Origin of the sequence: Massilia violaceinigra (genome assembly GCF_002752675.1) — a bacterium.
GTDB lineage: Bacteria > Pseudomonadota > Gammaproteobacteria > Burkholderiales > Burkholderiaceae_D > Telluria_A > Telluria_A violaceinigra.
This window is the reverse complement of record NZ_CP024608.1, coordinates 6,562,094-6,581,427: the sequence shown is the minus strand read 5'-3', so window position 1 is coordinate 6,581,427 and position 19,334 is coordinate 6,562,094. Positions and strand designations below refer to the sequence as shown.

Annotated in this window: 17 protein-coding genes; 6 read left to right on the top strand and 11 right to left on the bottom strand. The window is 65.7% G+C overall.

The features are described from left to right. Window positions 1-80: 80 nt before the first annotated feature. Together CR152_RS28390 and CR152_RS28385 are read left to right on the top strand one after the other, a co-directional pair. Window positions 81-3,209 carry a bifunctional diguanylate cyclase/phosphodiesterase gene (locus tag CR152_RS28390; protein WP_099880611.1) on the top strand — a complete coding sequence of 1,043 codons (3,129 nt, stop codon included), beginning with the start codon at window positions 81-83 and terminating at the stop codon, window positions 3,207-3,209. Between the two features lie 68 nt (window positions 3,210-3,277). Next, entirely contained in the window at window positions 3,278-5,560 is a 2,283-nt protein-coding gene (locus tag CR152_RS28385) for a xanthine dehydrogenase family protein molybdopterin-binding subunit (protein WP_099880609.1), read from the top strand. Window positions 5,561-5,584: 24 nt separating this feature from the next. Here CR152_RS28385 and CR152_RS28380 read toward each other — a convergent pair whose 3' ends face one another. From CR152_RS28380 to CR152_RS28335, 10 genes are all read right to left on the bottom strand, one after another. Continuing rightward, the gene (locus CR152_RS28380; protein ID WP_099880607.1) at window positions 5,585-6,565 is read right to left on the bottom strand and encodes a DUF2059 domain-containing protein; all 981 of its coding nucleotides are present in this window, start codon (window positions 6,563-6,565) and stop codon (window positions 5,585-5,587) included. Between the two features lie 11 nt (window positions 6,566-6,576). Further along, window positions 6,577-7,545 (bottom strand): DUF2059 domain-containing protein, encoded by a 969-nt coding sequence (locus CR152_RS28375; protein ID WP_099880605.1) that lies wholly within the window; start codon window positions 7,543-7,545, stop codon window positions 6,577-6,579. An 85-nt stretch (window positions 7,546-7,630) separates the two neighbouring features. Next, window positions 7,631-8,578 carry a DUF2059 domain-containing protein gene (locus CR152_RS28370; RefSeq protein ID WP_099880603.1) on the bottom strand — a complete coding sequence of 316 codons (948 nt, stop codon included), beginning with the start codon at window positions 8,576-8,578 and terminating at the stop codon, window positions 7,631-7,633. Between the two features lie 79 nt (window positions 8,579-8,657). Beyond that, entirely contained in the window at window positions 8,658-9,515 is an 858-nt protein-coding gene (locus CR152_RS28365; RefSeq protein ID WP_157778797.1) for a DUF2059 domain-containing protein, read from the bottom strand. A 26-nt stretch (window positions 9,516-9,541) separates the two neighbouring features. Next, window positions 9,542-10,603 carry a magnesium transporter CorA family protein gene (locus CR152_RS28360; protein WP_099880600.1) on the bottom strand — a complete coding sequence of 354 codons (1,062 nt, stop codon included), beginning with the start codon at window positions 10,601-10,603 and terminating at the stop codon, window positions 9,542-9,544. Between the two features lie 168 nt (window positions 10,604-10,771). After that, on the bottom strand, window positions 10,772-11,926 hold the full coding sequence (locus tag CR152_RS28355) for a tetratricopeptide repeat protein (RefSeq protein WP_099880598.1): 1,155 nt from the start codon (window positions 11,924-11,926) through the stop codon (window positions 10,772-10,774). 40 nt (window positions 11,927-11,966) lie between these two features. Next, window positions 11,967-13,031 (bottom strand): tetratricopeptide repeat protein, encoded by a 1,065-nt coding sequence (locus tag CR152_RS28350; RefSeq protein ID WP_099880596.1) that lies wholly within the window; start codon window positions 13,029-13,031, stop codon window positions 11,967-11,969. Window positions 13,032-13,061: 30 nt separating this feature from the next. Further along, entirely contained in the window at window positions 13,062-13,838 is a 777-nt protein-coding gene (locus CR152_RS28345; protein ID WP_099880594.1) for a hypothetical protein, read from the bottom strand. Between the two features lie 255 nt (window positions 13,839-14,093). Then, entirely contained in the window at window positions 14,094-14,435 is a 342-nt protein-coding gene (locus CR152_RS28340) for a hypothetical protein (protein ID WP_157778796.1), read from the bottom strand. A 103-nt stretch (window positions 14,436-14,538) separates the two neighbouring features. Then, window positions 14,539-14,961: a thioredoxin family protein gene (locus tag CR152_RS28335; RefSeq protein ID WP_099882871.1), complete on the bottom strand. Its 423-nt coding sequence runs from the start codon at window positions 14,959-14,961 to the stop codon at window positions 14,539-14,541. A 78-nt stretch (window positions 14,962-15,039) separates the two neighbouring features. On the opposite strand from CR152_RS28335, the gene tsaB reads away from it, so the two are divergent. The 4 genes from tsaB to CR152_RS28315 are packed head-to-tail and all read left to right on the top strand — an operon-like array spanning window position 15,040 to window position 18,065. Continuing rightward, window positions 15,040-15,756, top strand: coding sequence for a tRNA (adenosine(37)-N6)-threonylcarbamoyltransferase complex dimerization subunit type 1 TsaB (gene tsaB, locus CR152_RS28330; RefSeq protein ID WP_099880589.1), 717 nt, complete (start codon window positions 15,040-15,042; stop codon window positions 15,754-15,756). Further along, a complete protein-coding gene (rimI, locus tag CR152_RS28325) occupies window positions 15,753-16,223 on the top strand; it encodes a ribosomal protein S18-alanine N-acetyltransferase (protein ID WP_099880586.1) in 471 nt (156 codons plus the stop codon). The genes tsaB and rimI overlap by 4 nt, the downstream gene beginning before the upstream one ends. Further along, a complete protein-coding gene (locus CR152_RS28320) occupies window positions 16,220-17,122 on the top strand; it encodes a uracil-DNA glycosylase (RefSeq protein WP_099880584.1) in 903 nt (300 codons plus the stop codon). Before rimI ends, CR152_RS28320 begins: the two co-directional genes overlap by 4 nt. Next, a complete protein-coding gene (locus CR152_RS28315) occupies window positions 17,106-18,065 on the top strand; it encodes a DUF1853 family protein (protein WP_099880582.1) in 960 nt (319 codons plus the stop codon). The genes CR152_RS28320 and CR152_RS28315 overlap by 17 nt, the downstream gene beginning before the upstream one ends. On the opposite strand, the gene lplT is transcribed toward CR152_RS28315, so the two are convergent. Next, window positions 18,066-19,328 carry a lysophospholipid transporter LplT gene (gene lplT, locus CR152_RS28310; protein WP_099880581.1) on the bottom strand — a complete coding sequence of 421 codons (1,263 nt, stop codon included), beginning with the start codon at window positions 19,326-19,328 and terminating at the stop codon, window positions 18,066-18,068. It lies immediately after the preceding gene. Window positions 19,329-19,334: the final 6 nt, after the last annotated feature.

Sequence of the window (19,334 nt, the reverse complement as noted above, 5' to 3'; positions counted from 1 at the left end):
CCGTGCATAATTCCGTATAGAAAACTTTTCTTGCCTAACTTATCATTCAGGCATCTTCCCCATGCTTTCAGACTTGCTGCATGCTTAGCACGGCCTACCAACGTTTCCGTACCAAGCTGAGCAGGCTGTACGGGTTGTCGATTTACGGCGCGCTGATGCTGGTCGTTTTCGGCGGGCTGGTCATTCCTGCGATGATTGGCAGCTATGTGCTGATCGGGGTGCAGGAGCAGACGGCGGCCAAGGCGGTACTGAACGAGTCGCTGCGCCGCAATGTCGACATTCTCGCCCTCGGCATGCAGGAGTCGCTCTGGAACATGAACGCCGAGTCGGCCCAGTCGCTGGTCGAATCGGTGATGCGCGATCCGTCGGTGCTGCGCATCCAGGTGATCGGCCAGTCCGACGCCCCGTTCATCAACATCCACTCGGCCCAGCGCCGGGCCGGCCATATCTACCGCGCCCAGCGCGACATCCTGGTGCGCGGCGAACGCATCGGGGTGGTGGTGGTCGAGATGGACGACGCCCGCAGCCAGCAGGAATTGCGCGGCAAGCAGTCCAGCTACGCCTTCGTGCTGGCGTTCCAGCTGACCGTGTCGCTGGTCCTGATCGTCCTGTTCCTCAACAAGCGCCTGCTGGTGCCGCTGCGCCAGCTGATGAAATTTTCCGACCGTCTCTCGCACGGCGACTTCGAGACGCGCCTCGACCTCGAAGGCAGCGATGAACTGGGCCGCCTGGCCAAGCAGATGGAGCAGATGCGGGTCGCCATCAAGCACCTGTTCGAAGATATCGGCCGGCGCGAGGAGCGCTTTCGCACCATCGTCACCCAGGTTCCCGGCGCGGTGTTTCGGGTGCGCCCGGGCGGCTCGATCGATTTCGTCAGCGACGCCATCGAAGACATTTCCGGCTACCCGGCCGCGCTGCTCATGCGCAGCACCACCGATGCCTGGTCGGACCTGATCTGCCCCGAAGACCGGCGCATGCAAAGCCGCACCGTGCGCGAAGCGATGGCCAGCGGACGCCCGTACGAAATCGAATACCGCATCATCGACGCCGGCGGCATCGAGCGGTGGGTCTCCGAGAACGGCCAGCCGCAGACGGCCGCCGTGCCTGAAAAATCGTGGGTCGACGGGATCATTTCCGACATCAGCGAACGCAAACACAACGAGATGCGCATCGCGGCGCTGCTGACCGAGCAAAGCGCAATCCTCGACAACGTCATGTTCGGCGTGATGTTCGTGCGCGAACGGCGCATCGTGTCGGTCAACCGCCGCTGCGAAGACCTGTTCGGCTACGCCAGCGGCGAGATGACCGGCAAGCTGGCCGACATCATGTATCCGAATCACGACGAATTCGTGCGCGCCGGCGAGCAGCAGTACGCGGCCCTGGCCGAGGGCAAGGATTACAACGAAGAGCGCCAGTACATGAAAGAGGACGGCACCGTCTTCTGGTGCCGCGTGAGCGGCTGCGCGCTCGACCCGGCACGCCCCAACGGCGGCAGCATCTGGGTCTATGCCGACGTCACCGAGCGGCGCGAGGCCGAGGAAAAGCTGCGCCTGTCGGCCACGGTGCTCGAACATATCGCCGACGCCGTCATGGTCATCGACGTCGACCTGGGTATCGTTGCCGTCAATCCGGCCTTCACCAGGATCACGGGCTTCAGCGAGAGCGAGGCGGTCGGCAAGGATGTGCGCCTGACCCGCTCGCACACCGAAAACCCGGCCATGTACCAGCAGATGTGGGCCGAACTGGGCGAAGTCGGTTTCTGGCGCGGCGAGCGCTGGGACACGCGCAAGAGCGGCGAAACCTACCTGCAGTGGCTCACCGTGTCGGCGGTGCGCGACAATCATGGCGTCACCACCCAGTACGTGGCCGTGTTCAGCGACATCACCAAGGTCAAGGAATCGCAGGAGCAGCTCGATCACATGGCGCACCACGATTCGCTCACGGCGCTGCCCAACCGCCTGCTGTTCCACGACCGCCTGCTGCACGCGCTCAAGCGCGCCGCGCGCGACGGCCAGCAGCTGGCGGTGCTGTTCATCGACCTGGATCGCTTCAAGAACGTCAACGACACGCTCGGCCACCACGTCGGCGACGAGCTGCTCAAGCAGGTTGCGTCGGCCCTGCAGGGCAAGCTGCGCGAAGGCGACACCTTGGCGCGCCTGGGCGGCGACGAATTCATCGTCCTGCTCGAAAACGTCAGCGGCCAGTCTGGCGCCGGCCAGGTGGCCGAAAAACTGATGGCCATGTTCGAGCAGCCCTTCATCGTGTCCGACTACGAGTTGTTCGTCACCGGCAGCGTCGGCATCAGCATGTTCCCGGACGACGCGGCCGACCTGAATATGTTGATCCGCAATGCCGACGTGGCGATGTACCAGGCCAAGGCGCGCGGCCGCAACGGCTACCAGTTCTACGCGCCGTCGATGACGGGTGAAGGCGTCGAGCGCCTGCGCCTCGAAGCGATGCTGCGCCGCTCGATCGACAAGAACGAAATCTTCCTCAATTACCAGCCGCAGGTCGAAATCGATACGGGCCGCCTGATCGGGGTCGAGGCGCTGGTGCGCTGGACTAATCCGGAACTGGGCAATGTGCCGCCGGTGCGCTTCATTCCGCTGGCCGAGGACACCGGTTTCATCAACCAGCTCGGCAAGTGGGTGCTGGACGAAGCCTGCCGCCAGATGATCCGCTGGGAGGCGGCCGGCCTGCACGTGCCGAAAATCGCGGTCAACCTGTCGGTCAAGCAGTTCGAGCGCGGCAGCATCGTCAACATGGTGGCCGATATCCTCAAGGAGACGGGGCTGGCGCCCCAGCGCCTGCAGCTGGAAGTGACCGAGTCGGTGATCATGAATACGGGCGACGCGCTGGTCTTCATCAACGACCTGCATTCGATCGGCGTGGGACTGGCGATCGACGATTTCGGCACCGGCTATTCGTCGCTGGCCTACCTCAAGCAGTTGCCGGTGCAGACGCTGAAGATCGACCGCAGCTTCATCAAGGACATCTCGACCGACGTGAACGACGAGGCGATCGCGATCGCCATCATCCAGCTTGGCAAGAGCATGAACCTGTCGGTAATCGCCGAGGGTGTCGAAACCGAGGAGCAGGCCGCCTTTTTGCTGCGCCACGGCTGCAACCAGGCGCAGGGCTACCTGTACAGCCGCCCCGAGCTGCCCGAGACGATCCTGGCGCGCTGGCCGGCGCGCTTGCCGGCGTAAACACTGACTGTCGTGCCGGACGGATGGCGTGCTACAGTGCGAATCCCCGCGCACGCCATGAGAATGCAATGAGCCAGTCCACACCGAAGAACAAGACCCGCCGCCGTTTTTTGCTCGGCGGCCTCGCTGCCGGCGGCGCCCTGGTCGTCGGCTGGGGCATCCAGCCGCCGCGCCAGCGCCTGTACACCGCGCAGCCCTTGCCGGTGACCGGCGGCGCCGTGGCCCTGAACGGCTGGGTGGCGATCGCGCCCGACGGCACGGTGTCGGTGGTGGTGCCGCGCTGCGAAATGGGGCAGGGCGTGAACACCGCGCTGCCGATGCTGCTGGCCGAGGAGCTCGACGTGCCACTGTCGCAGGTGCGCATCACCCAGGCGCCGATCGACAAGATCTTCAGCAATCTCGAAGTGCTGCGCGAGAACCTGCCGTTCCATCCCGACGATCGCGGCAGCCTCAAGGAAGGCGCGCAGTGGATGCTCGCTAAAGTTGCGCGCGAACTGGGCATCATGATGACCGGCGGGTCGAGCAGCATCAAGGATGCCTGGCTGCCGATGCGTGAAGCGGGCGCGGTGGCGCGCGCCATGCTGATCGCCGCCGCGGCCAAGGAATGGGGCGTGCCGGCGGCGCAGTGCAAGGGCGTGGGCGGCTTCGTGGTCCACCCGGGCGGCAAGCGCGCCTCGTACGGCAGCCTGGCCGCCAGGGCGGCAGCGGCAGGCCTCGATATTTCCCCGTCCGACGTGCGCCTCAAGCAGCCCGGCGAATTCACCCTGATCGGCACGCCCCAGGCGCGCCGCGATTCGCCGGCCAAGGTCAATGGCAGCGCCATGTTCGGGATCGACGCGCGCCCGCCCGGCATGCTGTATGCGGCGGTGGCGATGTCGCCGGTGGTGGGCGGCACGGTCGCGTCGTTCGATGCCGCCAAGGCCAAGGCGATGCCGGGCGTGGTGGGCGTGGTCGACGTGTCGGCCTCGTTGTCCGGCAAAACCGGCGCCGGCGCGGGCGTGGCGGTGATCGCCGACTCGTACTGGCGCGCACGCCAGGCGCTGGGTGCGCTGGCCGTCAAATGGAACGAGGGCGCCAATGCCGGGTTATCGAGCGCCGATATTTTCAAGCAGTTCGCCAGTGCGCTCGATACCGAATCGGGCTTTACCTATTACGACAATGGCGATGTGGCCCTGGCCACGGGCGCGGTCAAGACCATCCGCGCCGAATACCGCGCGCCTTTCCTCGCGCACGCCACCATGGAGCCGATGAACTGCACCGCGCAGGTGGCGGGCGGCAAGGTGATGCTGTGGGCCTCGACCCAGGTGCCCAGCATGTGCGTCGACGTGGCGGCAAAGGTGGCGGGCGTAAACCGCGCCGACGTGTCGGTCGACGTGCTGCTGCTGGGCGGCGGCTTCGGGCGCCGCCTGGAGGTGGACGTGGTGGCGCAGGCGGTTGCCGTGGCCATGGCGGCCGGCGGCAAGCCGGTGCAGCTGGTCTGGTCGCGCGAGGACGACATGACGCACGATGTGTACCGCCCGGCCGCGCTGGCGCGCTTTACCGGCAGCGTGGACGCCAAGGGCGGCATCGTCAGCTACGACAACAAGTCGGTCAGCGGCTCGATCGGGCACCAGTACTTTCCGCGCAACCTGGGCCTGCCCGGCGTCGGTCCGGACAAGACCACGGCCGAAGGCGAGTACGACATGCAGTACGAGATCGATAACCAGCGCGTGGTGCACGTCATCGTCGACAGCCAGGTGCCGCTCGGTTACTGGCGCTCGGTGGGCCACTCGCACAATGCGTTTTTCAAGGAGAGCTTCATCGACGAACTGGCGCATGCCGCCGGCCAGGATGGGGCGCCGTTCCGGCGCGCGCTGCTGGCGCGCCATCCGCGTCATCTGGCGGTGCTCGACGCGGCGCTGGCCAAGGCCGGCGCCGCGCCGGCCGGCCGCGCGCATGGCGTAGCGCTGCACCAGTCGTTCGGCAGCATCGTGGCGCAGGTGGCCGAGGTGTCGGTGACGGACAAGCAGATCCGCGTGCACCGCGTCGTGTGCGCGATCGATTGCGGCCTGGCGGTCAATCCGAATATCATCGCGCAGCAGATGGAGTCGGCCGTGGTGTTCGGCCTGTCGGCCGCGCTGGCGGGGGAGATCACGCTCAAGAACGGGCGCGTCGAGCAAGGCAATTTCGGCGACTATCCGGTGCTGCGCATCGACAGCACGCCCGAGGTGGAGACGGTGATCATCAAGAGTGCCCAGCCGCCCGAGGGAGTGGGCGAGCCGGGCACGCCGCCGATCGCGCCGGCCGTGGCCAACGCGGTGTTCAAACTGACCGGGCAGCGCTTGCGCAGCCTGCCGCTGCGCCTGGCCTGACGGGCGCTCCTCGGGCCGCGGGCCTTAGTTGGTCCGCGCCGGTTTGTGCGCCTTGATCGCTATCTCCGGCGTGGCGGGCTCGATCGTTTGCTCTTTTCGTTGCGCCATCGTGGCCAGGCCGCGCAGATCGATCGATTGCAGGTACGCGTGCACGTGGGTCGCCAGCTCGGTCTCGGCCAGTTCGATCTTGATGCGTTGCGCGGCGCGCTCCGGGTTCCGGTTGTTGTCGATGAGCGCGGCGATGTCCGGCTCGTCCAGTTCCGATGCCATCACGCGCGCTTCGACGGCGGCAATCTCTTCAAACTTGAACTGCTCCCTGAGCATGCGGGCAAAGCGCCTCGATTGCTCGCTTTGCCCGGTGCTTTGCACGACGCCGTCGGCGCCGGTCACTTCCACCGCCATCGTCTCCAGCCTGGCCATGTTGGCGTCGAAGCGCCCGCGCGCACCGGGCCACTCCAGCATCATGGCCAGGGCCAGTGCTTCCTTCGAGCCGGCGCGCGGCAGCGGGAGCCGGACGGCAGTGAAGGTGCTGTCGGGGTTGAGCGTCATGAATTGCGCCGTGCGTTCGGCAATGTGCGCCTGGACGGCCGGTGCCCGCTTCTGCATGGCCGGCGCGATCTTGTCGATGAAGGTCTGGCCGAACGGACTTTGCGCCTGAACGATCAGCGCCTGCACCTCGGACTCCTGAAAGTGCTGCTGGTAGATCGCGACGGCCCCCGGTTCGATCACGCTCCAGCCGGCGCGTTCGCGCAGGATGGCGCTCATGAGTTCATGCGTCGCTTTCCTTTCCGCCTGTTTGCCGGTATCGGTTTCGTCCGGCCATGGCGGCGCCGCGGTCTCCAGGATCGCCGCGGCCATGCTCTCGCTCAGGCGCTCGGTCTTCGAGAGCGAAAAATAGCGGCCCAGGCTTTCCCTGGTGGCCGGTTCGGCCCAAGCCGGCTGAGACAGGGCCAGGGCGACCAGGCAGGCCCGCGCGAGCGAACGCACGGCGCTGGTGGCAGGCATGCGCGGCGGTCTCATTTCTTTGCGGGCGCCCTGGCGGCCTTGGCCGGCGTGGCCGGCGCTTCCTCGCTGCCGGCGTCGGCGAGCTGTTTGAGCACGTCGCCCGACTGCATCGCGGCGCTCATGCGCGTCATCAGTTCCGCGTCGGCCTGCGCGATCTTGATCCGTTGGGCGGCGCGCGCGGGATTCTTGTGCTCCTCGATCAGCGCGGCCATTTCCGTTTCGTTCAATTCGCCGGCGATCATGCGCGCCTCGATGGCGGCCATCTCTTCGAACTTGATCTCGTTGCGGATCGCCTTGGAGAAGCGCCGCACTTCCTCGCCGATACCGGCGGTCGCTTCGCCGTCGAACGCGGCCGCCATTTCCAGTCCGCGCGTTTCGATGTCGGCCATGTTCTTGTTGAAGTCATCGCGCGCGCCCGGCCAGTCGAGCATCAGGGCCAGGGCCAGCGCTTCTTTCGAGCCGGCCGGCGGCTGCGGCAGCACGACAGGGGGCGGCACGCTGCCCTCCTTGCGTTCCCTGAGTTCTTCAATGCGCTTGGCCAGATGGACCGCCACCACGGGCGGCTGTTTCAGCAGCGCCGGCGTGACCTTGTTGATGATCATCTGGCCGAGCGGGCTTTGGGCCTGCACGAGCAGGTCCTGCACATCGGACTCCTGCAAGTGCTTCTGGTAGCTCTCGATGGCGGCCGGTTCGACCTTGTTCCAGGCGATCTGCTTGCGAATAATGGCGCTGGTGCGCTCGAAGCGGGCCTTCAGGTTTGCCTTTTTCTTCGGATCGCTCTCGTCCTGCCATTCCCGAGCCTCGATCTCCAGCATCGCCTCGATGGCGGTATCGATCATGCGCTCCGATTTGGCAATCTCGAAGTAGCGGCGCAGGCTTTCCTCGGTGGCCGGTGCGGCGTGGGCGCCGTGTACCAAAGCCAGCGTGACAATGCATGCCTGCGCGAGCGCGCGCGCGGCGTTGATGAGCGGTGTATGCAAGACGTTCTTCATGGGGCGGTACTGGTTGGTATTGTTGAATGGCGGCCCGCTGCTGCCAGCGAGGCCGCTGTTACGAGGATGCCTGTTATTTGCTGGTGGCCTTGCCAGCCTTGGCCGGTTTGGCAGCGGCTTGCTCGCCTGCGAGCAGTTTCTGCATCTCTGCCGACTTCAGGGAGGCGCCTGCGCGGCCCATCAGTTCCGCTTCGATCTGCTCGATATTGCGGCGTTGCGCGAAGCGCGCGGGATTCTTGTTTTCCGCCGTGAGCGTAGCGATGTCCGCCTCGCTCATTTCCTCGGCGATCATGCGCGCCTGGGCTGCCGCCACCTCTTCAAACTTGAATTCGGTCCGGACCGCCGTGGCGAAGCGCCGCACGCGCTTGGCCAGGTCGGTATTGCCCTGGCTCTCGAACGAGGCCGCCTGTTCCAGCGACTTGTCCGCCACCTGCGCCATGCCCTTGGTGAACTGCTCGCGCGCGTCGGGCCATTCCAGCATCATGGCCTGCGCCAGTGCTTCCTTCGAGCCGGCCGCCGGCTTTGGCAGCGCAACAGGCGGCGGCACGCTGTCGTCCGTGCGCGCCTTCATTTCCTGGATGCGCTTGGACACATAGCCATCGACCACCGCCGGTTGCATCTGCAGCACCGGGTTGATCTTGTCGAGGAAGTTCTGGCCGAACGGGCTTTGCGCCATGACGATCATGTCCTTGACATCCGCTTCCTGCAAGTATTGCTGGTAGTCGGCGATGGCCTTCGGTCCGAACACGGTCGAGACGACATGCTTGCGCACGATACCGTACAGGCGCTCATAGCGGGTGGCCAGTTTTGCCTTTGCCTTGGGGTCGTTCTCCGCTTGCAATGCGCCCCCTTCGTTCCTGAGCATGGCTTTGGCCGCCGTGTCGGCGATGCGCTCGGACTTGGCGGCGTCGAAGTAGCGCTGCAGGCTCTCCCTGGTGGCTGGTTCGGCGTGGGCTGCTTGCGACAGGGCCAGGGTGACGATGAATGCTTGCGCGAGCGAACGCGCGACTTTGGTGAACATTGGTTGCAAGATAGGCTTTCGTTAGAGGTTGAGGAAATGTGAAACATGCGGCGATGCTGCCGCCGTGACGGGTTGGCGCTTACATGATTCCCATCATGCGCCCCTGGAATTCCTGCTCGGCCTTGCGCACCTTGCGTATCTGCGCCTGGCGTTCCGGGCGGCGGTTGTCTTCCATCAGCATGTTGATCTCGTCGGCGCTCAGCGCATTGGCGAGCATGCGTGCCTTGAGGGCCGTGACGTTGTCGAACGAGAGGCGCTTCTTCACGCTGGCGACTGCGCGCGCGATCCGCGCCCGCGATTTGACGCTTTCGTTCCTGGTGAGGGCGCTGGCCATCATGTCCACCGTCGGCGCGATGCGCCCTTCGAACTCTTCCCTTTCGCCAGGGATATCGCGCAGGAAGCTTTGCAGCAGCGCGTCGTTCGGTCCTGGCGGCGGCATCGCAGGGAGCGGCTTGGGCGGCCCTTTTCTGTTGGTAAGCTCGGACAGCGCCGCCATCAGGTATTGCTGGATCATCGGCAGCTGCCCGAGCAGCGCCGGGATCAATTTCTGATTGCCAACTTTCCCGGCCGGGCTGTTGGCGTGCGCGATCATTTCCTGCACATCGCTGTCGCTCAGCTCTTGCTGATAGCTCTCGATGGCGAGCGGCTCGAGCTTTTCCCACACCAGTTTGGTGCTGACCACCTCGTTGAAGTGGTCCATGACGATTTTCTTGCTTGCCTTTTGTACCGGATCGCGTTCCTTGCTCCAGTCTTCCTCGTAGCCTTTCTTGAATGCCTCGCTCGAAATGCTCAAGTGACGCTCGGTGCCGACGGCCTGGAAATACTCGCGCATGCGCGCGTCGGTGGCGGGGGCGGCCTGGGCGGCCTGGCACAGCACCAGGCTGGCGAGGGCAAGCTGCGTGACGAAGCGGACTGCTGACGATAGGGGAGTGTGCATGGTTTTTTTAGTGATGGTTAGGGGAGTTACGGCCGGCGCGCCTGCGCCGTATCGCGCACCCACTGGTTGGAGGCGGGAACGAACAGCAGGATGGTCCCGGCCAGCACGATGAGCTGGGTAATGACCGCCAGCGAGCCGTACAGGGTCGACACCACGAACGCCGTCTTGAAGGCATTGATGGAATTGAAGAAGCCGATGATGGCCAGCACCAGCCAGATCCAGCGTGCCACGTTCGAAGCGCGCGCGATAAAGTACATCAGCAACATCACGATGACGGTGCCGACGATCAGGCTGCCGTACACGAGGTTTTTCATCATGCCGGTGCCGAGCGCCACGCTCTGGGCGGCCAGCACGTCGGGCATGTAGATCAGCGAGATGACCATGCCGGCCAGCGAGGCCAGCACGCACAGCCCCAGGCCCGCCGTCGCGGTGAGGGGACGCGGCGGGAGTACCACTGGAGCGAGGGCCGCGCCGGACACGCCGGACAAGCCGCCCGGGGGCGCGTACGGATCGTATGCCTTACCATCGGCCGGGGCGGCGCTCTGCCAGGCCGCCGGCGTTGCCGCCTGCCGGCGCGGATTGTTGCGCAGCTCCTTGAGCTGGCGGAACCATGCATTGCTCGACGGCGCGAACAGCAGGCAGCTGAGCACGACAAGCATCACGTACACGGCGCACTTGATCATGGCGGCGCCCGGTGCATACTGGAACATCAGGGCAACCCAGATCAGCGCCAGCGCGCTGCCGGCCAGCATGCATACCAGCAGCCAGACCCAGCGCGCCCAGCCGCGCCCGAACGCGATCAGCGCCAGCACGCCGCCCATCACCGCCGTGACGAACAGGATGGTGTTCATTTCGTTGGCGCGCAGCGCTTCGTAGGTGGTCGCCTTTACCTCGGTCATGCTGAGCGTGAAGTTCACCCGCTCCGACAGAAAGGCGAAGTCGATCGCGGTGATCAGCAAGATGCACAGCGCGATGAGCATCAGCGTCACCAGCAGAAGGCGCGGGCGCGGCGCGGCGACGCCATAGTTGGCCGCGGCAGTGAAGAAGCCGCCGGCGGGTACGGCGTCTGGGGAAGACTGTGGGTTCATGGCGTTCTCGTCGAGAGGTTGGGGGGCGCCGGCATCGAAACCGGTGGTGCGCGCGGGGGTGCTGCCCGCACAGTGACGGTGCAAGGCGGGCCATGATGAAAATGTACACACATCCGCGCGCCAGGTCCATCGGCGCACGCGTGCGCCGGGTTGCGGATGCGCGGAAGATTATTTCAGGAACGTCGCAAGCGGCAGCCTGGTGTCGCACGCCTGTTTCGCGGCCTTGGCCTTGCCGGCCCACAGCGCCGCGTCGGCCGCGCTGGCGGTGACGCCTTCGCCATGGCGCAGCGCGCGCGCATAGCGGCACTGGCCCGGTGGGTGCGCCGCTTCGGCGGCCTGCTTGTACAGCGCTACCGCCTTGTCGCGCTCGGCCTCGGCGGCGCGGCCCAGGAACAGCATGTCCGCCAGGTTCACCGTGGCGTCCAGGTTGCCGCCTTCGTGGGCGCGTTCGAAATACTCGCGCGCCTTTTTCACGTCTTTCGGCAAGACCTTGCCGTTCTTGTAGAAGGTGGCCAGGTTGTTGAGCGAGGCCGGATTGCCCTGGCGCGCGGCGCGTTCGTACCAGGCCACCGCTTTACGCACGTCGGCCGGGCCGCCGCGCCCGAACTGGTACATCACGCCCAGGTGGTGCTGGGCCTGGCTTTCTTCGCCGGCCGCGGCCAGCGACAGCCACTGGCGCGCCTTGGCGTAGTCGCGCGCCACGCCATCTTCGCCGGTCAGGTAGATCATGCCGAGGATCGACTGGGCGCGCACGCTGGGCGTGTCGGCCTGGGCCGCCTGCAGCAGCAGCTTGAGGCCGCCGGGGCCGTCGCGCGGCACGTCAAGGCCGAAGAACAGGGCCTGGCCGGCATAGAACGCGCTGTTGGCGTCGCCCAGCGCGGCGCCCTGGCGCCACAGGCGCAGCGCTTCGGCCGGGTCCTTGGTCACGCCGGTGCCGTTGGCATGGCGCACGCCCAAGGCGAGGTAGGCGTCGGGATAGTTGGCGGCGGCCGCCTTGCGCGTCCATTCGAGCGACTTGGCGGCATCGGCCGGCACGCCGAGGCCGTCGCGCAGCATCAGGCCCAGGTTGAACTGGGATGCGCTGTGGCCCTGCTCGGCCAGCGGCAGCCATTGGGCGTAGGCGGCGGCGTGGCGCCCGGCGGTCGAATGTTCGAGCCCCAGGTCGCGCCGCAGTTCGCCTTCTTCGGTCAGCTTGCCGTTCTGGACCAGCACGCCGTACTGGGGCGTGGCCTTGGAGGCATCCGTGCCCGGCGTGCTCACGCAGCCGGACAAAAAGAAGGCGACAGCCACGCTGGCGAGGAGGGGGCGGAGGGCGATGTTCATGGATTGGGCGTCTGCTGATGAATGAGAGTGAGTAACTTGCTTACTTGCTGAGGCTATCGGCGGCGGCGCGGTCGAGCTTGCGCAGGCGGTCGAGCGCCTTGCGCCGTGCCGGCTGGTCCTGGCGCAGGCTGTGCAGCACCACCAGGCTGGTCCAGGCGTTGACCGAACCCGGATCGAGGGCGACCGACTTGTTCAAGGCGATCAGCGCCTTGGCGAAATTGCGTTTTTGCAGATAGCGCACGCCCAGCCCGTGCCAGGCGGCGGCGTAGGCCGGGTCGAGCCGGATCGCGCGCCGGCTGGCGTTGACGGCGTCGTCGATGCGTCCGATCGAGGCCATCGAGTTGCTCATGCCGTGCCACACGGCCGGGTCGTCGGCGCGCTGCCGCACCGCGTTGCGGTAGACCTGCAGCGCGTACGCGTACTTGCCTTGCGCATGCAGCAGCGAGGCGAGCGCGACGGCGGTGTTGTCGCGCGCCGGGGCCAGTTCGAGCGCCTTGCGGTAATCCTGTTCGGCTTCAGGCATCAGGCCGAGTTTTTCGTGCACCGTGCCGAGCGTGTGCCAGGCGAAGCTGCTGGACGGATCGAGTTCGATGGCACCCAGCAGGGCGGTGCGGGCCTGCTGGTATTTGCCGGACGCGGCCAGCACCGCGCCCAGGTTCTCGGCCACGGCCGGCAGGGTCGGGTCGGCCTTGTGGGCGCGCTCGTAGTAGCCGATGGCCGCTTCGCGCCTGTCGCGGCTGTTGGCGATGATGCCCAGCTCGTTGAGGGTTTGGGCATCGTCCGGCGCCAGGGTCAGGGCGCGCTTGAGCGCGGTTTCGGCCTCGGCCGTCTTGTCGAGGTGGTGCAGGGCCTTGCCGAGGTAGTACCAGGCGCGCGCCGAGCCCGGATTGCTGCGGGTCCAGGCGCGCGCCAGCGGCAGCACCTCGGTCCAGCGCTGCTCGAGGACCAGGGCGGCGATGGTGCTGTCGCCCAGGCTGTCGATCTGGGCGCGTACGGTGTCGTCGGCGGGCGGCTGGGGCGCCGCGCCGTGGGCGGCCAGCGACAAGGCCAGGCAGGCGGCGGCGATCGAGGTTTTCATCAGGGCGGTGCGGGCGGAAAGGAGCATGGTGTCAGCGGGCAGTCAGGTGGATGAAGCTCAGGTCGATTCTTGGTTGTCCGTAGTCTTCCTGGAACCGTTTTTGCGATCGTTCTTGAATTCCTTCTTAAAACTCAGGTAAGCGGGGGTCTTCATGATGCTGGCGAACTGCGGATCTTCGTCGAGCGCCAGCTTGCGTGCGTCGGCGCGTACCAGCGTATCGAACAATTGCTCCTGGTATTTGTTTTTGGTCACAGCGTTGGCCTTGAGATACACGGTGGCGCGTGTTTCGTAAAAATTGTCGAGCACCGAGGCGTCTTCGATCGGCGAAACGGTATCGAAGCACCGTTCGATCTGGGCGATGGCTTCTTCGTGCTGCGCGACCGTGGTGGCGACCGCGCTTTGCTCGTAGGCCAGCATGTTGTGGCAGGCGCGGCGCGCAGCGCGCACCACGTTGAACTCGGCCAGGTAGGGCCAGTCGTTGGGCGCGAGCACCTTGACGGTCTGGCGGCAGCTGGCCACCGCCGCTTCCTGCTCGCCCATTTCGTACAGGGCGAAGCGCTTGAAGTCGAGCACATAGGCCCACTGCGACTTTTCGCCGTAGTCCGGGTCGACCCGTTTCAGGGCTTTTTCGAGCTCCAGCACCTGTTCCCTGACGCTGGCGTAGCGCTTCTCGCTCATGGCTTTCTGGGCCGCCTTCATGCGGGTGTCGAAGTAGGCGTCGAAGTCGGCTTCGGCCTTGGCGTCCGGCTTGGCGGCCGCGGGTGCGCCGGCCGCCAGTGCGGGGCTGGCCAGGGCGGCGAGGAAGATCAGGCTGAGAAGTCGTTTAGTATGCATTCGGGCGCGGATTGATCCAATCCGGCAGCGGTGTTGCGCGCCAGCGGGCTGAGGCCGGCGTCGTTCCCGATGTCGTTTTGGAAGAGTTTCAATAATTACACGAGGTCGACAGAATACCAGCAAATGGTGCTCTAAGGACAATATTCGCGCAAGTACAATGTGAGGCGGGGCGGGGATGAGGTCGAATGCGGGCCTGTGGGCGTAAAAAATTCCCGGCTTGCGGGGAGGCGGCAGGCGGTTCGACTGGCGGAAAGGCTAGTTGATATATTTCGCAGCGGCGAAGGCGAGGCCTGACAGTGCGATGGAGAGTCCTGCCAGCGCGATGCCAGTCCTGACGAACCATTTGAGCATGGTTGCCTCAAGTGCCGCTATCGATACTTTCAGTGAGGATTCCACCGCCGCTATCGATACTTTCAGCGAGGATTCCACCGCCGCTATCGATACTTTCAGCGAGGATTCCACCATCGCCAGGTCTGCCTTGGTGACGTAATTGGCGCGGATGACGGCAACATCGCGCTCGACGGCCTCAAGACGGTCGAGAATTTTTTCTGTCACCGACTCAAGTTTGACAATGCGAGCTTCCATGTGGTCCATCATCTGCACTTTCGAAAAAGTTGTCAACCAAGCTATGCTATGGTCGACTATCCCTGTTCCGGCGCTGTTGACTTGACTCAAATGAACGCATTCTGTTCCTTGTGTTTCAGGCGCGCCGCAGCAGCGCGCGCAAGTTGCAGTGCTGCTGCCACAGGCGGCGCTCGTCGCTGCTGCGCGCCTGGGCAGCCAGTTCATCGTCTGACTGGGACACCTGGGCCTGGATCAGCCGTTCGGCCAGGGCCGGATCGGGCAGCATGGTGCCGAAGAAGGTCACCATGTCATGGCGCTGGATCAGCAGGGTAGGGAAGTTGTCGACATCGAGGTCGCCCACCACCTCGGCCTGGTCTTCGATATCGATCCAGACGAAATGCTTGTCCGGGTGGCGCGCGGCCAGGCCGTCGAAGGCGGCGCGGTAGGACGCGCAGGTGCCGCACCACGCGGCGCACAGGCAGGCGACGATCCAACGGTCGCCACCCAGCGCTTGCGCGATGGTGTCGCGGTTGTCGGAGTTGAGTGTGTGGCTGTGCATGAGCGGCATTCTACCTCGCCCGACGATGGCCTGCTTGGCGCGTCGCCTTGGCGGGGCTCGGTCAGGTTAAAATACTGCATGTCTATTATTCTCGCTATTGAAACCTCCTCCGAGATGGCGTCCTGCGCCTTGCTGCGCGGTGATACCGTCCTGTTCCGTGAATCGTCCGGCGTGCGCACCCACTCGCAATCGATCCTGCCGATGGTGCAGGAACTGCTGGCCGAAGCCGGCATCGTGCTTAAGGAGTGCAACGCCATCGCCTTCGGCGCCGGTCCCGGTTCGTTTACCGGCGTGCGCACCGCCTGCGGCATCGCCCAGGGCCTGGCCTATGGCGCGGGCTTGCCGGTGCTGCCCCTGATGTCGCTGGAAGCGATGGCCGTGGCGTGCCGCCAGCAGCATGGCGCCACCGATGTCGTGGCCGTGCTCGACGCCCGCATGGGCGAAGTTTACTGGGCCCAGTACCATTACGACGATGGCGCAGCGCGCTGGGACGTGCTCGCAGCGCCAACGCTGTGCGCGCCAGACGCCGTGGCGCCGCTGCCGGTGGCCGGTCCGCTGGCAGCCTGCGGCAACGGCCTGGCAGCCTATCCGGACGCCTTCGGAACGCAGGCGTTTGCCCAGGCCTATCCGGAGATCATGCCGCACGCCGCCCAGATGGCGCTGCTCGGACGCAGCGCGCTGGCTGCGGGCGCGGCGGTCGGAGCGGCCGAGGCCCAGCCGCTGTACCTGCGCAACAAGATCGCCTACACCAGCGCGGAACGCAGCGTGATCAACGCCGCCAAGGCTGCCGCATGAGTGCGGTGCGCGACGACGACCACTTGCACTACGCGCCGATGGTGGTGGCCGACATCGACGACGTGTTCGCGCTGGAAAAGCAGGTCTACCCGCATCCCTGGACGCGCGGTAATTTCGCCGATTCGCTCGGGAGCGGTTACAACGCGTGGGTGCTGCGCGACCGCGACGGCGCGCTGCTCGGCTACTATCTGCTGATGGCGGTGGTGGACGAAGCGCATCTGCTCAACGTGGCCGTGGCCGCCGGGCGCCAGGGAGAAGGCTTGGGACGCTACCTGCTCGACAAGGTCGCCGCCTGCGCGCGCGGCCTGTCGATGGACTCGATCCTGCTCGAAGTGCGCCCGTCCAACCTGCGCGCGCTGGCTGTGTATGAAAAATATGGCTACACCGAAATCGGCCGTCGCCGCGGCTACTATCCCGCCCATGACGGCAGGCGCGAGGATGCCATCGTGATGAGGTTCGTCTTATGAGTACCAGCGCGCGCGATAACGCGTTTTTGCAGGAAATGGGCATCGGCCCGCTGTGGACCTTGCGCGATGCCATGCCGGACGAGGCACTGTCCGACGAGCTGGCGGCACCCGCGCAGGAAGCCGCTTACGAGGCTGCTCCCGTGCCTGCCGCGGTGTCCGCCAACGTGCCTACCGCGGTGCCTACCGCCGTGACCATGCCCGCGCCGCCTGCGGTGGTGGCCAGGGCCGTGCCGCCCGCCGCCACGCCGGCAGCGAGTCCGGCCACCGATTCGGCCTGGGGCGAGGAGCCGCCCGGCCCGCCGCCGACCGAGGAAGAGATCGCCGCCATGGACTGGGCCCAGCTCAAGAACGCCATCGCCAACTGCACCCGCTGCGGCCTGTGCAAAGGCGGGCGCAAGCCGGTCTACGGCAACGGCGCGAAGCAGGCGAGCTGGTTCGTGGCCGCCGGCGCCTCGACCGCCTCCGACGAAAAAGAACGCCAGCCGGTCTCGGGCGAGCCGGGCAAGCTGCTGGCCAACATGCTGGCCGCCGTCGAGCTCTCGCGCGACAGCAATGTGTATGTAACCAACCTGATCAAATGCCGGCCCACCAGCGCCAACGGCGGCGACCGCGCCCCGAGCGCCGAGGAAGCGCTCGCCTGCCGTCCCTACCTGGACCGCGAACTGGCGCTGTCCGGCGCCCCGCTGGTCCTCACGCTCGGCCAGATCGCCGCCAACGCCTTGCAGGGTAAACCGCTGCAGGAAACGCTGGCCGGCTCGCGCGGACAGGTGCACGAGGTGGGCGGCGTCAAGCTGGTGGCCACCCTGCATCCGGGCGAGCTGCTGCGGCGCGGCGCCGACAAGGCGCTGGCCTGGGCCGATCTGTGTCTCGCGCGCGCGCACGATGGCCGGCCCGGCTGAGAACTACCAGGCCGGCTTCGAGCGCCGCTGGGGACAGCTGGCGCAGCCGCAGGTGCGCGCGCTGGCCTGGCTGCTGCATGCGCCCGACCTGCTCGATCCGGCCGACCCGCACTGGGAAGGCAAGATCGCCACTCTCGGCGAGTTGCCGGCGGCGGTCGACGAGTGGCTGCTGCGCCTGGACAGCAATCCCGCGCCCCTGCTGGAGGCGCTCGGCACGCGCAATTACACGCGCCTGGGCCTGTACGCCGAAAAGCTGATGGCTTTCTATTTCCAGGAGCATGGCTTGCTGGTGGCGCACGGCCTGCAGGTGCGCGCCAGCCGCAACGATACCGTGGGCGAGTTCGACTTCCTGCTTGATCATGGCGACGGCGGCCTCGAACATATCGAGTTCGCCACCAAATTCTATCTGCTCGAAGGGGAGGCGGCGTCGCGCTTCGACACCTTTGTCGGCCCCAACCTGGCCGACAGCCTGGGCGCCAAGATGCGCAAGATTTTTGAGAGGCAACTGGCGCTGGGCACCCATCCGGCGGCCCAGGCCGTGCTGCCGCGTCCCGTGACGCGGGCGCGGGCGTTGGTGAAGGGATGGCTGTTCTATCCGGGCGGCGCGGGGCAGGCGATGGAGGGCATCTCCGGCCAGCACTGCCGAGGCTTCTGGTGCGCGCTCGACGACGTGGCCGCCTTGGAACCGGATGCGTTCGTGATCTTGCCGCGACTGCAATGGCTGGCGCCGTTCCGTTCCCTGGACGATGCCGGTTTGCTCAGCCGCGAACAATTGCAAGCCACTTTGGCCGACAAATTCGGCACGGTGCCAATGCCGGTGCTGGTGGCCAGCGTGCGCGCGGCCGCGGGCGGGCTGGTGGAAACGGGACGCGGTTTCATCGTCCCCAACGACTGGCGCGTGCGCGCCGCCTTCCGCCAGCAAATGATCAGGCAGCCTGCCTGATCAGTGCTTGTGCTCGCCGATCAGGGCGAGCGAATCGTGCTCGGCCTGATTCATCTTATGTTTTTTCATGATCAGGAACATGATGCCGGCTACCGACAGGCCGAAGCCGACGATCACGAAGTTCAAGTCCACATTGAGCGTGATCAGCATGGCGTAGATGGCCAGCATGGTCAGGATCGACAGGTTCTCATTGAAATTCTGCACGGCGATCGAGTGGCCGGCGCTCATCAGCACGTGGCCGCGGTGTTGCAGCAGCGCATTCATCGGCACCACGAAGAAGCCCGACAGCACGCCGATCAGCAACAGCAGCGGGTAGGCGATCATGACCGAATGGACCATGGTCATGCACATCACGACGATGCCCATGGCGATGCCGAGCGGGATCACGGTCAGCGACTTTTTCAGCGGAATCATCTTGGCCGACGCGGCGGCGCCCACGGCCACGCCGAGCGCGACGATGCCGATCAGGGTGGTGGCTTTGTCGAGCGGCATGTGCAGAGATTTCTCGGCCCACTTGAGCACGATGAACTGCAAGGTCGCGCCGGCGCCCCAGAACAGGGTCGTCACCGCCAATGAAATCTGGCCCAGCTTGTCTTTCCACAGCAGTGAAGAGCAGTTGGCGAAGTCGGCGATGAGCCGGGCCGGGTTGCGTTCCTGGTGGGCGTATTTGGCAAGGGTATCGGGAATGCGCAGATTGAACAGGGTGGCCAGGATATACACGGCCACCACCACGCACAGCGCCGCTTCGGTGGTGGTGGTGATGCCGGTCTCGATCAGCGGCACGTCGAAGCCGAGCATGAAGGCCGACGCCTTGGCGCTGACCAGCGCGCCGCCCATGACGGTGCCGAGGATGATCGACATGACGGTCAGGCCCTCGATCCAGCCATTCGCCTCGACCAGTTTCTCTGGCGGCAGCAATTCAGTCAGGATGCCGTATTTGGCCGGCGAATACACTGCCGCGCCGAAGCCGACCACCGCGTAAGCGAGCAGCGGATGGACATGGAAGAAGATCAGGGCGCAGCCGAATACCTTGACCAGGTTCGCGATGAACATGACCTTGCCCTTGGGCATGGAGTCGGCGAAAGCACCCACAAATGGCGCAAGGAGCACGTAAAAAAGGACGAAGGACAGCTTCAGCAAAGGCGTCAGGGAAGCTGGCGCCTTCATGGAGATCAGCAGGTCAATCGCCACGAAGAGCAGGGCGTTGTCCGCCAGCGACGAGAAAAACTGCGCCGCCATGATGGTGTAAAAACCACGATTCATTCGAGA

Coding starts and splice junctions, on each gene's coding strand:
- CR152_RS28340 (WP_157778796.1), bottom strand. CDS start 14,435: ATGATGGACCACATGGAAGCTCGCATTGTCAAACTTGAGTCGGTGACA.
- CR152_RS28350 (WP_099880596.1), bottom strand. CDS start 13,031: ATGCTCCTTTCCGCCCGCACCGCCCTGATGAAAACCTCGATCGCCGCC.
- CR152_RS28320 (WP_099880584.1), top strand. CDS start 16,220: ATGAGTACCAGCGCGCGCGATAACGCGTTTTTGCAGGAAATGGGCATC.
- CR152_RS28365 (WP_157778797.1), bottom strand. CDS start 9,515: ATGCACACTCCCCTATCGTCAGCAGTCCGCTTCGTCACGCAGCTTGCC.
- CR152_RS28370 (WP_099880603.1), bottom strand. CDS start 8,578: ATGTTCACCAAAGTCGCGCGTTCGCTCGCGCAAGCATTCATCGTCACC.
- CR152_RS28335 (WP_099882871.1), bottom strand. CDS start 14,961: ATGCACAGCCACACACTCAACTCCGACAACCGCGACACCATCGCGCAA.
- CR152_RS28385 (WP_099880609.1), top strand. CDS start 3,278: ATGAGCCAGTCCACACCGAAGAACAAGACCCGCCGCCGTTTTTTGCTC.
- CR152_RS28315 (WP_099880582.1), top strand. CDS start 17,106: ATGGCCGGCCCGGCTGAGAACTACCAGGCCGGCTTCGAGCGCCGCTGG.
- CR152_RS28390 (WP_099880611.1), top strand. CDS start 81: ATGCTTAGCACGGCCTACCAACGTTTCCGTACCAAGCTGAGCAGGCTG.
- lplT (WP_099880581.1), bottom strand. CDS start 19,328: ATGAATCGTGGTTTTTACACCATCATGGCGGCGCAGTTTTTCTCGTCG.
- rimI (WP_099880586.1), top strand. CDS start 15,753: ATGAGTGCGGTGCGCGACGACGACCACTTGCACTACGCGCCGATGGTG.
- CR152_RS28355 (WP_099880598.1), bottom strand. CDS start 11,926: ATGAACATCGCCCTCCGCCCCCTCCTCGCCAGCGTGGCTGTCGCCTTC.
- CR152_RS28360 (WP_099880600.1), bottom strand. CDS start 10,603: ATGAACCCACAGTCTTCCCCAGACGCCGTACCCGCCGGCGGCTTCTTC.
- CR152_RS28345 (WP_099880594.1), bottom strand. CDS start 13,838: ATGCATACTAAACGACTTCTCAGCCTGATCTTCCTCGCCGCCCTGGCC.
- CR152_RS28380 (WP_099880607.1), bottom strand. CDS start 6,565: ATGCCTGCCACCAGCGCCGTGCGTTCGCTCGCGCGGGCCTGCCTGGTC.
- tsaB (WP_099880589.1), top strand. CDS start 15,040: ATGTCTATTATTCTCGCTATTGAAACCTCCTCCGAGATGGCGTCCTGC.